Annotated in this window: 16 protein-coding genes; 8 read left to right on the plus strand and 8 right to left on the minus strand. The window is 67.2% G+C overall.

Going from position 1 to position 15,150, the window contains the following annotated elements; translation table 11 throughout:
- Positions 1-269 precede the first annotated feature (269 nt).
- A complete protein-coding gene (locus tag ACK4SC_RS07505; RefSeq protein WP_409616735.1) occupies positions 270-1,703 on the plus strand; it encodes a pyridoxal phosphate-dependent decarboxylase family protein in 1,434 nt (477 codons plus the stop codon).
- Here ACK4SC_RS07505 and ACK4SC_RS07510 read toward each other — a convergent pair.
- The 3 genes from ACK4SC_RS07510 to ACK4SC_RS07520 are packed head-to-tail and all read right to left on the minus strand — an operon-like array spanning position 1,700 to position 4,531.
- Entirely contained in the window at positions 1,700-2,518 is an 819-nt protein-coding gene (locus ACK4SC_RS07510) for a hypothetical protein (protein WP_409616737.1), read from the minus strand. The genes ACK4SC_RS07505 and ACK4SC_RS07510 overlap by 4 nt on opposite strands.
- A gap of 27 nt (positions 2,519-2,545) precedes the next feature.
- The gene (locus ACK4SC_RS07515) at positions 2,546-3,523 is read right to left on the minus strand and encodes a DMT family transporter (protein WP_409616739.1); all 978 of its coding nucleotides are present in this window, start codon (positions 3,521-3,523) and stop codon (positions 2,546-2,548) included.
- A complete protein-coding gene (locus ACK4SC_RS07520) occupies positions 3,524-4,531 on the minus strand; it encodes an aldo/keto reductase (protein ID WP_409616741.1) in 1,008 nt (335 codons plus the stop codon).
- Positions 4,532-4,567: 36 nt separating this feature from the next.
- Here ACK4SC_RS07520 and msrA point away from each other — a divergent pair, with 36 nt between their 5' ends.
- From msrA to ACK4SC_RS07535, 3 genes are all read left to right on the plus strand, one after another.
- Positions 4,568-5,095, plus strand: coding sequence for a peptide-methionine (S)-S-oxide reductase MsrA (gene msrA, locus ACK4SC_RS07525; RefSeq protein ID WP_409616742.1), 528 nt, complete (start codon positions 4,568-4,570; stop codon positions 5,093-5,095).
- An 82-nt stretch (positions 5,096-5,177) separates the two neighbouring features.
- On the plus strand, positions 5,178-5,390 hold the full coding sequence (locus ACK4SC_RS07530) for a methyltransferase (RefSeq protein ID WP_409616744.1): 213 nt from the start codon (positions 5,178-5,180) through the stop codon (positions 5,388-5,390).
- A gap of 168 nt (positions 5,391-5,558) precedes the next feature.
- On the plus strand, positions 5,559-6,032 hold the full coding sequence (locus ACK4SC_RS07535) for a single-stranded DNA-binding protein (protein ID WP_409616746.1): 474 nt from the start codon (positions 5,559-5,561) through the stop codon (positions 6,030-6,032).
- A gap of 60 nt (positions 6,033-6,092) precedes the next feature.
- On the opposite strand, the gene ACK4SC_RS07540 is transcribed toward ACK4SC_RS07535, so the two are convergent.
- The 4 genes from ACK4SC_RS07540 to ACK4SC_RS07555 are packed head-to-tail and all read right to left on the minus strand — an operon-like array spanning position 6,093 to position 10,853.
- Positions 6,093-6,743: a response regulator gene (locus ACK4SC_RS07540; RefSeq protein WP_409616748.1), complete on the minus strand. Its 651-nt coding sequence runs from the start codon at positions 6,741-6,743 to the stop codon at positions 6,093-6,095.
- Positions 6,740-9,028 (minus strand): PAS domain S-box protein, encoded by a 2,289-nt coding sequence (locus ACK4SC_RS07545; protein WP_409616750.1) that lies wholly within the window; start codon positions 9,026-9,028, stop codon positions 6,740-6,742. Before ACK4SC_RS07545 ends, ACK4SC_RS07540 begins: the two co-directional genes overlap by 4 nt.
- On the minus strand, positions 9,025-9,411 hold the full coding sequence (locus tag ACK4SC_RS07550; protein WP_409616752.1) for a response regulator: 387 nt from the start codon (positions 9,409-9,411) through the stop codon (positions 9,025-9,027). Before ACK4SC_RS07550 ends, ACK4SC_RS07545 begins: the two co-directional genes overlap by 4 nt.
- A 32-nt stretch (positions 9,412-9,443) precedes the next feature.
- Positions 9,444-10,853 (minus strand): hypothetical protein, encoded by a 1,410-nt coding sequence (locus ACK4SC_RS07555; protein WP_409616753.1) that lies wholly within the window; start codon positions 10,851-10,853, stop codon positions 9,444-9,446.
- A gap of 396 nt (positions 10,854-11,249) precedes the next feature.
- Here ACK4SC_RS07555 and ACK4SC_RS07560 point away from each other — a divergent pair, with 396 nt between their 5' ends.
- The 3 genes from ACK4SC_RS07560 to ACK4SC_RS07570 are packed head-to-tail and all read left to right on the plus strand — an operon-like array spanning position 11,250 to position 13,933.
- On the plus strand, positions 11,250-11,756 hold the full coding sequence (locus tag ACK4SC_RS07560; protein ID WP_409616755.1) for a DUF6993 domain-containing protein: 507 nt from the start codon (positions 11,250-11,252) through the stop codon (positions 11,754-11,756).
- 5 nt (positions 11,757-11,761) lie between these two features.
- Complete coding sequence (ettA, locus tag ACK4SC_RS07565; protein ID WP_409616757.1) at positions 11,762-13,444, plus strand: energy-dependent translational throttle protein EttA; 1,683 nt, start codon at positions 11,762-11,764, stop codon at positions 13,442-13,444.
- 12 nt (positions 13,445-13,456) lie between these two features.
- Positions 13,457-13,933 carry an acyl-CoA thioesterase gene (locus ACK4SC_RS07570; protein WP_409616759.1) on the plus strand — a complete coding sequence of 159 codons (477 nt, stop codon included), beginning with the start codon at positions 13,457-13,459 and terminating at the stop codon, positions 13,931-13,933.
- A gap of 23 nt (positions 13,934-13,956) precedes the next feature.
- Here the strand turns inward: ACK4SC_RS07570 and ykgO are convergent, their stop codons facing one another.
- On the minus strand, positions 13,957-14,079 hold the full coding sequence (ykgO, locus tag ACK4SC_RS07575; protein WP_096423556.1) for a type B 50S ribosomal protein L36: 123 nt from the start codon (positions 14,077-14,079) through the stop codon (positions 13,957-13,959).
- 55 nt (positions 14,080-14,134) lie between these two features.
- On the opposite strand from ykgO, the gene ACK4SC_RS07580 reads away from it, so the two are divergent.
- Complete coding sequence (locus tag ACK4SC_RS07580) at positions 14,135-15,145, plus strand: GTP-binding protein (RefSeq protein WP_409616761.1); 1,011 nt, start codon at positions 14,135-14,137, stop codon at positions 15,143-15,145.
- Positions 15,146-15,150: the final 5 nt, after the last annotated feature.

Below are 15,150 nucleotides of genomic sequence, written 5' to 3' on the forward strand. Positions count from 1 at the left end.
CTTGGTCGCAGGTTCGATTCCTGCCGAGGGCGCGACGTGCGCGAATCTCGTGGGCCTTCTCATCTCTTGGTCGCAGGTTCGATTCCTGCCGAGGGCGCGACGTGCGCGAATCTCGTGGGCCTTCTCATCTCTTGGTCGCAGGCTCGATTCCTGCCGAGGGCGCGATTTCATACGCTTCCGAACGATCCTGGCTAGACTCGGGCGTGCCACCCGGGGTGGCGACCGATCAGGCGTTGCGCACCCCGTTCATCCACACGAAGGAGTGCGGTGTGTCGTCCTCGAAGCGCGCCATGACACTGGCCGAGCTGGTTCCGCAGGTCATCACGGGAATCGAAGACCTGAAAGCGACATACGGAACGTGGGAGGCGCACCCCGCAACGCACGTTGACCCCGTGCAGGTTGAGTCGGTCCTCGGCGAGCTGGTCGACCGGCTCGATGCCGACTTTCCGTACTTCCACCCGCAGTATGCGGGGCAAATGCTGAAGCCACCGCACCCGGTGGCGATGGCCGCGTACATCGCGGCGATGCAGATCAACCCGAACAACCACTCGATCGACGCGAGCCGCGCCACAACCCAGATGGAGCACGAGGTGCTCGACCAGCTGGCCGCGATGTTCGGCCTCGGCGCCGATTACATGGGGCACCTCACGTGGAGCGGCACGACCGCGAACCTCGAAGCGCTATGGGTGTGCCGCGAGATTCGGCCGGGCGCGGCGATCGCACACAGCGCCGACTCGCACTACACCCACTCGCGCATGGGAGAGGTGCTGGGCATCGACACGGTGAGCATCGTGACCGACGCGGACGGCCGCATGTCGCTCGATGCCCTCGAAGAGCAGCTCCGCAGCCGCGAGATCGGTGTCGTGGTCGCCACCATGGGCACCACGGGGCTGGGTGCGGTCGACCCGCTTGCCGACATCATTCCGCTCGCCCGTCAGTACGGTGCGCGGGTACACGTCGATGCCGCGTACGGCGGTTTCTTCACGCTCCTGCAGGAAGAACTCGCCCCCGAGACGGCCCGCCACTACGCGGCGATCGGCCAGGCGGACAGCGTCGTGGTCGACCCGCACAAGCACGGACTCCAGCCGTACGGCTGCGGCGCGGTGCTGTTCCCCGACCAGTCGATTCTGCGCTTCTACCACCACGAATCGCCCTACACGTACTTCGCATCGACCGAGCGTCACTTCGGAGAGATTCAGCTCGAGTGCTCGCGCGCCGGCGCCGCCGCGGCAGCGCTGTGGGCGACCCTGAAGGTGTTCCCGCTCGACATGTCGGGCCTCGGCGCGATCATTGCGCCGGGCTACCGCGCCGCGCAGGCGTGGCATGGCCTCATCAGCGAGAGCGACATCCTGCGGCCGTACCAGCGACCAGAAACCGACATCATCACGTACCTGCCGCGGGTCGAGACGATGCGTCAGCTCGATGAGGTGTCGCACGCCATTTTTGAGATGGCGGCAGCGCCGGCCCGCCCGCAGCAGACCCACCTGGCGACGTACGTCGTGAAACCCGAACAACTCAGGATGCGCGGAATCACTCTCGAGGAGGACGCGCCAACCGCGCGCATCATGCGCAGCGTGCTCATGAAGCCCGAACACGAGCCGCTGATCCCCGAGATGCACCACCACGTGTCGATGTGGTCGCGTCGGGCATACGACCGGGTGCTCGCCGGGAAGTCTGCCCTCGGCAGCGGGGCCGACCTCTAGGAGTGGTCGTCACCCTCCTGGCGCTCCCGAACCGTGGAGGCCGGCTTCGGAGCCGGCGCCTCGTCGCTCGGAGCCGAGGGAACCACCGCGGGCGGAGGAGCGAAGGCAAGCGCCACGGCCTCAGAGTTTGACGCCTCGGCCGGAGGCGAGTCCGGCGTGACCGGCGGCGAGGCGGGAGCCGCGGCGGGCGCGGCCGGCGCCGCCGCCGTCATCGGCGCCGGGGTAACCACGGGCGCGGCGACGGTCTTCTCGTGCTCCGCCTGCGTGTGCCCGCGCTCCCACTCGACCTGCTCGGCAACGAGCTTCTGCTCGTCGGGGTCGGCTTCGTACTTCCAGCGCTCGAGGTCAGCGCCGAACAGCTTCTTGGCTCGTCGCGGCTTCTCGTTCCAGGCAATGAGCCGGTCGCGATACTCGGCGAGCAGCTGCTGCGCCTGGAACGAGAACCCGGCCGAGTTGCGCTTCATATCTTCGAGCTGGTGAGCCGACCAGTTGGCGGCAAGCGCGGCACCCGGAACCGGCAGCAGACGGATGCGCGTCTCGGCCTCCGCAATCAGGTGATCGACCTGCACACGCTCGATCGTGCCGATCGCGTTCCACCCGGCGGCCTTGCGGCCAGCGTGCACAAGGCCCTGAACGGCAGCGGTCAGGGCGTCGCGCTGGTACTGCGCGATCACCCGCTTCGAGGCGGCTCGCCCGATGAGCGCGGCGATCAGACCGGCGACGACGATGGCGACAGCGGGCACGATCGAGCTGAACAGCACGCGCTGTCCATCGTCGGTGGCCAGCCAGGTTAGAAGATCGTTCCCCCATTGCATGGGCGTCAGGCTACTCCCGCCGCGGGCTCATTCCCGGGACGCCTCGCGGGTGTGGATAGTCGTGATCGGTCCGGTGTCGAGCGCAAGGTCGGCATCGACGACGGGGCGCTTGCCCACGCGGGCGGTCTGCGCCAGCACGATGCCGATGAGCACGATCGCGGCGCCGAGCACCTGAACGACGGCGAGCGTTTCGCCGAGCCACACCCACGCAACGGCGAAGGCGAAGATCACCTCACTGGAGGCAACGATGCCCGCCGCGGTGGCTGGCAGGTGCCGAAGCGCGGCAAGGCTGAGCAGGAAGGGCGCGAACGAGCCCAGTACGACGTTCCACATGAGCGGAACGATCATTGGCACCGTGAGGTCGCCGATCACGCCGCCGATCGCCACGGGCGTCGCGAACACGCCGGGGTTCAGCTCCCACCAGCCGCTCACGAATCCCCAGAACACCGCGGCGATCAACATTGTCCAAAACGACACGGCCAGGGGAGAGGTTGTCGCGACCTGCCGCTCACCGACGAGGAAGTACGTCGCGAGGCACACGGCGGCCGCGAGGGCCAGCACCACACCGAGCACGTTCAGGGTGCTCGACCAGATTTGTGCCACGACGGCGAGTCCCACGAGCACGAACCCGATCGCCACCCACAAACGCGCTTTCACGGGTTCGCGGAAGACGAAGAAGGCGACGAGCGCGACGAACAGCACGGCGAGGTACTCCAGCAACAGCGCGATTCCGACGGGCAGCAGTTGCACCGCCGCCGCGTAGGTCGCCTGCAAGAGCGCAACGCCGACCACCCCGAGCACGATGAGCACGGGCCACTGCCGCCGAGGAACGCGGAAGGCGCGCCGCTCGATGGCGAACAACACGGCGCCCGCAATGAGCGCCGTGCCAATGAGCCGGAATTGCGTGACCTGGGCCGGGCTCAGCCCCGCCTCCATGGTCAGCTTGGTGACACTGCCGTTCGCCCCGAACAGCACGGCGGCGATCAGGGCGTAGACGTACCCCACTTAGCGCCGAGACCCGGTGCCGTGAACCGCGTGCGGTTCGATGAGGGCGAGGGTCTCGTCGTCGAGCGGCCCGCACGACAGCGCATCCAGGTTGTCGTCGAGCTGGGCGACGCTGGACGCGCCGATCAGTGCGCTCGTGACCTGCGGGTGCCGCAGCACCCACTGCAAAGCCAGCTGGGCGAGGCTCTGCCCGCGATCGGTCGCGATCTGCTGCAACGCCCGCGCTCGTTCGAGGTAGGTGTCGTCGATGTGGTCCGGCGTGATCCAGCGGCCCTCCGCCGCGCGCGACCCCTCCGGAACGCCGTTCAGGTAACGGTTGGTGAGCAGGCCCTGCGCAAGCGGCGAGAACACGATTGATCCCATGCCGGTGTCGCTGAGGGCATCGAGCAGGCCATCTTCGACCCACCGGTCGAACATGTTGTACCTCGGCTGGTGAATCACGAGCCGCAGCCCGAGCTCCAGAGCTACGTCGTAGGCCTCGCGGGTTTGCTCGGCCGAGTAGTTCGAAATGCCCGCGTAGAGCGCCTTGCCGCTCTGCACGGCCGACGCAAGCGCTCCCATGGTCTCGTCAATCGGCGTCTCGGGGTCGGGGCGGTGCGAGTAAAAAATGTCGACGTAGTCGAGCTGCATACGCGTCAGGCTCTGATCGAGCGACGACAGCATGTACTTGCGCGAGCCCCATTCGCCGTAGGGCCCCTCCCACATGTAGTAGCCCGCCTTCGTCGAAATGACGAGCTCGTCGCGGTGCTGTGCCAGATCTTCGCGCAGGATGCGCCCGAAGTTGATCTCGGCGCTTCCCGCGGGCGGGCCGTAGTTGTTCGCCAGGTCGATGTGCGTCACCCCGCGGTCAAACGCGCGGCGGATGATCGCCCGCTGCGTTTCGATCGATCGGTCGTCGCCGAAGTTGTTCCAGAGCCCGAGCGAAATGCGGGGAAGCTTCAACCCGCTGGAGCCGCATCGGGCGTACTCGATGTGGCCGTAGCGGTCAGGGGAGGCGACGTAGCTCATGGCGTCACTCTAGCTTTGCCTGCGTACGATGAGCGCATGCGTACCTTCCACCTCGCCGGGGGCTGTTTCTGGTGCCTCGATGCCGTCTACCGCGTGCTCGACGGAGTCCACGATGTGATCTCCGGTTACACCGGCGGAAGCCTGCCGAATCCGAGCTACGAGCAGGTGTGCACGGGCACCACGGGGCACGCGGAAGCGGTCAAGGTGGTGTTCGATCCCGAGGTCATCCCGGCCGACGTCATCCTCGACGTCTTCTTCACCCTGCATGATCCGCGGCAGCTGAACCGCCAGGGGGCCGACATCGGCACGCAGTACCGCTCGGCGATGTTCTATGCCGACGACGAGGAGCGCGCGCTGTTCGAATCGGCGATCGCGCGCGCCGATGACACCTGGGGTGGCGGCATCGTCACTGAGCTGTCTCCGCTGGGCTACTGGTACGACGCCGAGGAGTACCACCAGGATTTCTTCGCGAAGAACCCGGGCCAGGGCTACTGCCTCGCGGTCGCACTTCCGAAGGTCAACAAGGTTCGTCAGTCGTACGCTCCCTACCTTCGCTCCCGCTGACACCCCTACCGGCCTTGGTGCCGGAGGAGTACCGTCGATGAGTGCACCGAGTACGTCCCTGCGTGACGAGTAAGGAGCACCGATGACGAACCACACTGTCTACGACCAGAGCTGGGTTGCGACCGGCTCGGCGGGAACGGTCGGGTCGATTCTGCGACACGGCGACGAGTTCTCGATCCGTATTGCCGGCAAGGACGAGCTCCGCGGTCCGTTTGACTCGTTGGATGCGGCGAAGGGCGCGTTGACGGCATCGCTTGGCCCCGGCGCCGAACGTCCCGAGTTCCGCGAGCACTAGGAGCAGTCCGGCGTCTCTCCTCCCCACGCGGCGAGCGCGTCGCGGGTTCGACACATCGCGCCCCGCACCCCCGCCGCTCTGGGCTGCGCGCCGACACTGTGCGCGGACGCCGGGCGTTCCCGGCACGAATCGCCCGGCGTCCACTCACACACCCTTGAGGAGGACACCATGACCGACACCATCACCGTGACGGGGCTTGTGGCTACCGAGCCGCGCCACATTACGACCGCAAACGGGCTCACCATCACCTCGTTTCGCCTCGCGTCGAACCAGCGACGGTTCGACCGCGGCCAGAATGCCTGGGTCGATGGCGACACGAACTGGTACACCGTCACGGCATTCCGCCAGCTCGGCATGCACGTGGCGTCGAGCGTCCGCAAGGGCGAGCGCGTCGTCGTTGCCGGCCGTGTTCGGCAGCGCGACTGGCAAAGCGACACGAACAAGGGAACGACCATCGAGATCGATGCCGACACCGTGGGCCACGATCTGACGTTCGGCCGGTCCACCTTCACCCGCACAGTGAAGGCCGCGCCGACGACCCCGGCAGAACCCGACATCGACCAGACGCTGCCGCAGCGCGAGGAGGGTGTCGCCGAGTCTGCACCCGTGGGCGCGGACGCCGACGTCGCTGCGCCCTTCTAGCTGCTCGCACGTCGCGCTCGTCCCGCGCTGACCCGAACGGCGCGGGGCGAGCCAGCGTGCTCAGCGCACGCGAATCTCGCCGCGCTGCCACATGCGAACGGCGGCAACCCGCGGGTTTGCCGCGTCGCTCGTGTCGATTCCGAGAGCGATGAACAAGCGATGCAGCATCGTCTCGACGGCACGCACCGACGTGCCACGGTGATCGGCGAGAGCCTTGGTCGACGCTCCCTCCGCCAGCATTCGAAGCACATCGGCTTGGGCCGCTGTCACGACGGGGATGCCCTCCTCGTCGACCGTGGCGTCGACCTCACTCGTTGCGCCGCTGATGGCCCGCTCGACGGCTGCTCGCAGGTCATCGATGGCGCCCAGCTTGGATTTCACGAGGTAGACGACCGTGTCAGGAATGAGCTGCGGGTTGGGCACGGCAAGCTCGGGGGAGCGGTGCGAGGTCAGGACCACGAGTCCGACCCACGGAAACTCCTGCGCCACTTTCGACAGGAGGTCGGCACCGTTGCGCGAGGTGCCAAAGTTCAGGTCAGAGATCAGCGCATGAGGCTCCACCGTCGCAACGAGGTGAAACGCCTCTTCGACGGTGGTCGCGGTGCTCGTGGCGTAGCCAGCGGATTCGAGCGCCCCGGAGACGAGCGAGATCGTGAATGCATCATCATCTGCGACGACGACGCGCAAGGCTCGGGCGTCATTCGCGCTCATTGCTCCACCCTACTGCTCGCGCCGCGCTCTCGAAGGGTGTCGTGCACGGTCGTCAGCAACATCGTCGTTGTGTACGGCTTGGGCAGGAAGCGCGACACTCCCATGCCGACCGATCGCGCGGGGCCGCCGTTCGAGTTCAGGCCGCTTGCCGCGATGACGGGCAGCTCCGGGTACTCATCCTCGAGCCGTGCAGACAGAGCGGCACCATCCATGACCGGCATCATCATGTCGGTCAACACGAGGTCAATGGGGTCCGCACTGCTCGCGATGACGTCGAGCGCCTCGCGACCGTTCGTTGCACGAAGCGTGCGGTAGCCGTTGAGCTCGAGAGCCTGACACGTGATCTGCAGGATTGTCGTCTCATCGTCGACGACGAGAATGCGTTCGCCATGGCCGCGGGGCAGCAACTCCTCGAGCCTCGTCGGCACTGCCGCACTGGTCTGCGGTGATTCCGACACCGGAAGCCCGACGGTGAAGCGCGTTCCACGGCCCGGCTCGCTGTACACCTGCATGAATCCACCGTGGCTGCGCACGATCGCCAGCGAGGTGGCGAGCCCGAGCCCCGTGCCCTTCCCCATCTCTTTTGTGGTGAAGAACGGCTCAAAGATCTTCTCGGCGACGTCGGCACTCATGCCGTGTCCCGTGTCCTCGATATCGATGGCGACGTAGCGGCCGGGTAGCGCGAGGTGGCTGACCGACGAATAGCTGTCTTCCAGGAGGAGTTCGGAAACACGAATGCGTAGGGTCCCGCCGCCGGGCATCGCGTCGCGCGCATTCGTGACCAGGTTGACCAAGATTTGCAGCAGCTGAGTGGGATCGCCGCTTGTCGTGGGGAGCCCGTCATCGACGGCGGCATCGAGGAGCACCGAGTCGGGCAGAACGTCACGCGCGTAGCTCACCACATCGCTCACGAGGCGCCGCACGTCGACCTCGACGCGGCGGCCCTCGACGCCGCGAGCGAACGACAACACCTGACGGATCATGTCGGCGCCGCGCTTCACCGCACCTTCCATCGTGGCGAGAATCTGGCGCCGACGCTCATCGACTTCCCCGTGCTCCAAGAGTTGTACCGACATCAAGATCGGGGTCAGAACGTTGTTGAGGTCGTGCGCGATGCCGCCGGCGAGCGTTCCCAGGCTTTCCATGCGTTGCGCTCGCAACCGCGCCTCCTCAGCCTTTTTGTCGGCCGTGATGTCGCTGACAACCGCGAAGATCGACGCGGGCTGCCCAGTGCTGTCGCGCAGCAGCTGCCATCGACAGTCGGCGATGAGTGCGCGTCCCGAACGGGTGCGTTGATCGAGCTCTCCGCTCCAGTAGTCGTCGTGGAGGGTGTGGGCGACGGCGGCGTCAAAAGCGGCGGGATCGTCGTGCAGCAGGTCGCGCTCCTCGCGGCCGATGGCTTCCTCCGCTGACCAGCCGTAGAGGGCAGCGGCCGCCCTGTTCCAGTACGTGATCCGACCCTCGAGGTCGCGCACGATCATCGCGTCCTTCGCCGCCTCGATGAGCGCTGCCTGCTCGGCCAGTCGACGTGATGCGGTCTCTCGCTCGAGGCGAAGCTGTTCCTCCTCGGTGACGTCTTTCAGGTACACCGCGACGCCGTTGTCTGTCGGGTAGATCGTCGCCTCAAAAACGGCATCAAACGGCGCGTAGGTGTCGCGTACGACCGAGCGTTCGTGGCTCGTGAGCGTGCGCTCCAGCGCCGCCACGAAGCTCGTGCCTGCCGCCTCCGGGAACGCCTCCAGCACCGGTACGCCGATGAGAGCCTCGGCCGGGCGTCGCAGGATGCGGGCGCCGTTGTCGTTGACGAACGTGAAGCGGCCCTCGGAGTCGATGAACAGCATCCCGTCGCTGATGCTGTTCAGCGTTGCTTCGAGCTGGGCCTCCAGACTCCGTGCCCGTTCGCGCTGGGAGGCGGTCGCGGTGATATCCCACACGGCGCCGTGCGCGCGAGCGACTGAGCCGTCGGCGGCGAATGCGGGCTCGCCGATGACGCGCACGGTCAGGCGCTCACCGTCGGTGGTGTCGATCGGCAGTTCGAGGTCGAAGGGCGTGCCGCTGCTCGTGCACCGCTCTAGGCTTTCTCTGATGACCGGGCGCCACTCGGGCGGGTGCAACTCCGTGGCCCGTTGCACGTCGAGGTCATCCGTGAGGGGAAGACCGAGCATGGCGCGCACCTCGCCACTCAGCTCCAGTGCACCGGTCGCCGCGTCGACCGACCAGCCCCCGAAGCGCGCCATGCTGCTCGCAATGCGAAGCAGATCGCGGTCCTCCGGGCCGGCGCTCACGGCGTCACCGGTGGGTCATTGAGGAGTCGCGCGACCCGTTCGCGGAGATCGTCGAGTTCGATGGGTTTTCGGGCGAAGTCATCGATGAGTCCCGACTGAGCCTGCGGAACCGCCGCGTCGCCGCTCAGAATGAGGATGCGCGGTGCGGGCGAAGCGGTACGAATGAGGCCGATATTGTGGGCAAGGCCGGGCCCCGGGATCGAAATGTCGAGAACGACCAGGTCAGCGTCGCCCTGACGGAGTGCCTCGTCGAGGGACTCCGTGTCCGCTGCATCGCGAACGATGAGCTGCGGAGACTCGAGAGCCATTCTCAACACCGCGCGTACGAGATCGTCATCATCAGCGACGACGACCACGCGCGGGGGCCGGTCGGGTTCAGCCATGGCGTCAGTGTAAGCGCGCCGGTCCCACCGAGTCATCGCTCATGCGGCGAAATCTGTTCCGGGTAGGTCCCGAGTTTCCGCAGTTCTGCGGTCACGCCCTTCAGATGCTCGATGACGGAGTCGAGCATCACCTCGGCGCGGGGAGGATCAGTCGCAACGATTTCGGCGTGGAAGTTGAGTGCCATGACGCAGGCGGCGAGGCGTCCTTGGATGGGTCCATGGATGAGTTGCGCCATGCGCTCGCGCGCGTGGCGTGAGCGCTCGGCCCTGCGCTCACGGAGGGTGTCCAGCTCTGCCGAGGCGTTGCGGAGCTCTTTCTCATCGGTCGCATTGGCATCCGCGACGACGAAGGCGATCGAGTACATCGTGTGCGCCAGCGCGAGCGCCATCAGCGTCATAGGGAGCACTTGCCACTGCGCTCCGGCCCAGATGCTTGGCGGCAAGACGTCAAGGATGATGACGGCGGCGATGACGGCGAACACCTGCAGGACGATGGTCGCACGTAGGTGGGTCATGCCTTTGCCGCGGGCTGCCCAGCGCGCGAACGCGGCCGGTAGCGCCGCCAAGAGGACACCGGAACTCGTGATGGCGATTGCGCCTTGAGCGGCGGCGACCGGACCAAACACTCGGTAGGTGTCGGGAACGACGGCGGCGAGCGCGGCGAGGGTTACCAGGCCGGCGATGCGCGCGGGCGGAGCGGTGCTTAAGGCGAAAGCCCGACGGAAGGTGACCCGCTGGGCCCGTTCGGGTCGGACGCCGGAATGCAGCGGTGGGCCGTCACGCTCGACGAGTTCTGCTGTCTCATCGTGCACCCGCGAGATGCGTGCGCCCAGTTCCGTTGCCGTGTCGCCGGTGATCGCCCCGCGCGCCGCGTTCAAGCTGTTCTCGAGGTCGGCCAGCACGGGAGTGAGTTGGGCCGTGACGGTGGCAAGCAAACGCGACTGCAGCTGCTGGGCCGTGACGCGTCCCTCGGCCCGTTCCTCGATGAGAGCGTCGGTCGTGATGTCGCGAGCGGCAAGTAGCAGGCGGCGCTGGTCGAGCTGCGCGATCGCGAAGATCGCGACGGGTATCCACGTTGCGATGAGCGCAAGCCCGATGATCGTGTCAGCGATCGGAGACGAGGCCGAGCCGTAGAAGCGTGCCGAGAACGCGAACGCGACCAGAGCGCCCGCAACGCAGGCGCTACCCCACAGTGCAGCGACGGCGGCGATGGGCAGGATGGAGCGCCGCCGCCGCAAAAGGGCGCCTCCGCCCACCACGATGAGGCCCATTGCGAGATGCTGCAGCACGCCGGAAATCACGCTCAACCCGGCGTGCTCGGGCTCGAGTGCCTGTTCGCGGTACACCGCGAACAGCACAGACGCGGGAAGGATGCCCAGCCAGATTGCCCAGTGCGTCGACCACGCACCGCCGAGCGCGGCGCGAAGGTTCGGGATCGCCATGGCTGGGTCCTTCCGCTGCGGGCGGTGCGGCTCACTGTGCGGCTTACGGTACCGCGAGACACAGCTACATATGAGAATCGGCCGTCCCTGGCCTCACCCGAAGAGGCCAGGAACGGCCGATGAATCACAGGAACTTTCGTCCGACCCGAACGGTCGAAAATTCCCGTACCGGCTGCGGCCCCCCGGTGATCCCCCGATCACCCGTCCGCTGTTCCTAAGAACAGTCTGCCGACGCCGGAAGTGCCCTGCAACAACCCGTGCGCGCGCGCATTCGGATAGCGAATACGACCCGTTCTACGCCCGCACGCTCCCGGCACTCCTCATCCGGTGGACCATCCAGCGGCCTGTGGTTTGCGGCCATAGACTCGTCGGGTCCGTTCGAGCAGAAGGATCTCCATGACCCGACGTGCCCCGTCTCCGTCGACACGCGGTGCCGCCGTCGCGCTCATGATCGTCCCGCTGCTGCTGGCTGGGTGCACGCCGGTCACCGACACCGACCCTCCGGGAACCGGTCTGCCGGCTCCCACCGCGACGGTCAACCCGACGGCGCCGGGAACCGTGCCCGACGAGCCCGATCCCGAATTCGTCGACGGGGGTGACGCGAGCGACAACGCCCCGTTCGCGCAATTCGTGGTCGAGCAACTCGCCGAGTCTCACGGCGAGCGGCCGGCCTCGGCGCAGGTGGCCGACGTGCTCGTGGCAAACGGGTTTGACCGCGCGCTGCTCGAGGTCACGCCGGACCGCACACCGCTTGGCCTGCCGACCGACGTCATTTCCTTTGCGGTGCGGTTTGCGGACGAGTGCATCATCGGCGAGGTGCGCGGTGTCGAGGTGACGACCGCGGTCGCCCCCGTGCTCGCCACCGGCCGGTGCCTCGTGGGCTCTGACGCCTCAATAGACTGAAGCCCATGGCCGAATTCATCTACACCATGGTGCGCGCCCGCAAGACGGTGGGCGAGAAGCTGATCCTCGACGACGTCACGATGTCGTTTTACCCCGGAGCGAAGATCGGCATGGTGGGCCCCAACGGGGCCGGTAAGTCGACCATCTTGAAGATCATGGCGGGGCTCGACACCCCGTCGAACGGCGAGGCCCGCCTCTCCGACGGTTATTCGGTCGGCATCCTCATGCAGGAGCCGGAGCTCGATGAGTCGAAGACCGTGCTCGAGAACGTGCAGGACGGCGTTCGCGAGTTGTACGACAAGATCACGCGCTTCAACGAGATCTCGGCCGCGATGGCCGACCCCGACGCCGACTTCGACACGCTGCTCGCCGAGATGGGCGTGCTGCAGGAGGCGATCGACGCCGCCAACGGCTGGGATCTCGACTCGCAGCTTGAGCAGGCGATGGATGCTCTGCGCTGCCCGCCGGGAGACGCCTCGATTACGCACCTGTCGGGCGGTGAGAAGCGCCGCGTCGCGCTGTGCAAGCTGCTGCTCGAAAAGCCCGACCTGCTGCTGCTCGACGAGCCCACGAACCACCTCGACGCCGAGAGCGTGCTCTGGCTTGAGCAGCACCTGCAGAAGTATCCCGGCGCCGTGATCGCAATCACCCACGACCGGTACTTCCTCGACCACGTCGCCCAGTGGATCGCCGAGGTCGACCGCGGCCGCCTCTACCCTTACGAGGGCAACTACTCGACCTACCTCGAGAAGAAGGCCGAACGCCTCGAGGTGCAGGGCAAGAAGGACGCCAAGCTCGCCAAGCGACTCGCCGAGGAGCTTGACTGGGTGCGCTCCAACGCGAAGGGTCGCCAGGCCAAGTCGAAGGCCCGCCTGGCCCGCTACGAAGAGATGGCGGCCGAGGCCGAGAAGACGCGCAAGCTCGACTTCGAAGAGATTCAGATTCCGGCCGGCCCCCGTCTCGGCTCGATCGTGATCGAGGCGAAGAAGCTCCAGAAGTCCTTCGGCGACCGCACTCTGATCGACGGGCTGTCTTTTAGCCTGCCGCCGAACGGCATCGTCGGTGTCATCGGTCCGAACGGCGTCGGCAAGACGACCCTGTTCAAGACGATCGTGGGTCTCGAAGAGCTCGACGGTGGCGAGCTGAAGATCGGTGAGACCGTGAAGATCAGCTACGTCGACCAGTCGCGCGCCAACATCGACCCGAACAAGACGCTGTGGGAGGTCGTCAGCGACGGCCTCGACATCATCACGGTCGGCAAGACCGAGATCCCGTCGCGCGCGTACGTCTCGAAGTTCGGCTTCAAGGGCCCCGACCAGCAGAAGAAGGCCGGCGTCTTGTCGGGCGGTGAGCGCAACCGCCTGAACCTCGCCCTCACCCTCAAGGAGGGCGGCAACCTGTTGCTGCTCGACGAGCCGACCAACGACCTCGACGTCGAGACGCTGCAGTCGCTCGAGAACGCCCTGCTCGAGTTTCCGGGCTGCGCCGTGGTGATCACGCACGACCGGTGGTTCCTCGACCGCATCGCCACGCACATCCTCGCCTACGAGGGCACGGAGGAGAACCCGGCGAACTGGTACTGGTTCGAGGGCAACTTCGAGGCGTACGAGGCGAACAAGATCGAGCGACTCGGCCCCGACGCTGCGCGTCCGCACCGCGTCACCTACCGCAAGCTGACCCGCGACTAGGGAGGGCACCGCATGTCGCGCGTGAGCGTCGACGTGCCCGTGCGCTGGAGCGATCTGGATGCGTACGGGCACGTCAACAACGCCGCCTTCCTGACTCTGCTGGAGGAGGCGCGCATCAGTGCGTTCTGGGCGGGACCGGACGCCGTGCATCCCACGGCCGTCCTCCAGTCCGGGCCCCAGGCTGCGCAGCACACCGTGATCGCGGCGCAGCGCATCGAGTACCGTCGCGAGATCCCGCACCTGCGGGAGCCGCTCGAGGTCTCGCTGTGGATCGCGCGCATGGGAGGGGCGAGCCTCGAGGTGCACTACGAGGTGCTCCCGCCGCGCGTCGTCGGCGACGCCGAGGGCGGTGACCGTGCGCCGTACGCGGTCGCGGCGACCACGCTGGTACTGGTGGATGCGGCAACCGGCGCGCCCACGCGCATCCCGCCCGCGGTGCGCGAGGTCTGGCAGCGCTACACGGACGAGCCGGTCGCCTTCCGCGGCTGAGATCCGCCGAGCACCGAGCCGGGTTAGCCCTGGCGCGCCTTGAAGCGCGGGTTCTGCTTGTTGATGACGAAGACGCGGCCGCGGCGCCGCACAACCTGCGACCCGGGCATCTTCTTCATGCTCTTGATGCTGTTGCGGACCTTCATCGCGCCTCCTCGCTATAGTGATAATCGTTATCACTAAGCTAGCACGAGGAGTTTGATGCCCGTCCCGCCCGTCTTGGTCACGCTCGTCACCGGGCCGAACCGCGCCCTGCGCGCCGAGGCTGCCGCGCTCGTCGCCGACCGTGTCGGCGAGTGCCGCACGGGCGACGGATCCGGCATTGACGTCGACGCCCTCGTCGCCCGTATCGAGGATGCGGTGCCCGACGGGGCGCCGCACTCCGCACCCGTCACCCTCGCCCTCGGCATCGACGATGCGCACGACCCCGCCGACGTCGGCTTCGCGCTGCACGCCGCCCTATCGGCCCGCGAACCGAGTGAGCGCCCCCTCCACGTGCGAGATGTGATCGCCGTCGTGCGCGGCGACGAGCTCGACCGGCTCCTGCACCCCGGGCGCGACACGGGTGACGGAACCTCTGCTCAGGCGATTGCGAATCGCGTTGAGTTCGCGACCGCCGTGATCGTGGTGGGTGACGCGCCGGCGCGTGCGGCCGACCTCGCCTACGCGCTGAATCCCCGCGCGCCCATCCTGCTCGTTGACCGCCCCGCCGCGGTCGGCGCCTACCGCTTTCGGCGCCTCATTCGCCCGCCCGTCGACGACCTCGCCTCCGAGCAGGGCTGGATGCTCGCCCTCAGCGACCGCGCACCGCGCCTTCCCAGCGGGGTCGACTCGGTCGTGTTTCGTGACCCCCGACCCTTTCACCCCGGCCGCCTCGACGAGGTCGTGCGGGTGTGTCTCACCCCCGAGCACGCGGGAACGATCTGGCGCTCGCGCGGCGTCGTGCGCCTCGCCTCCCGGGCCGGAGCGGTCGGCTCCTGGTCGAGCGCCGGAGCGCACCTGAACCTCGACCCGACAGGGCTGAGCGACGACGAGCCCGACATCATCAGCGGTCAGGAGATCGTCTTCGTGGGCGAACGGTTGCGGGGGAGTGAGATCACCCGCGCGCTCGGCGCGGCTCTACTCGCCGACGACGAGCTGATCGCTGGCCCCATGGAGTGGGCAGGCTATGTTGATCCGTTCCCCGCGTGGCACCGCGGCCACGCGCACTGAGACGG

It is taken from the genome of Microcella sp. (assembly GCF_046293215.1).
GTDB lineage: Bacteria > Actinomycetota > Actinomycetes > Actinomycetales > Microbacteriaceae > Microcella.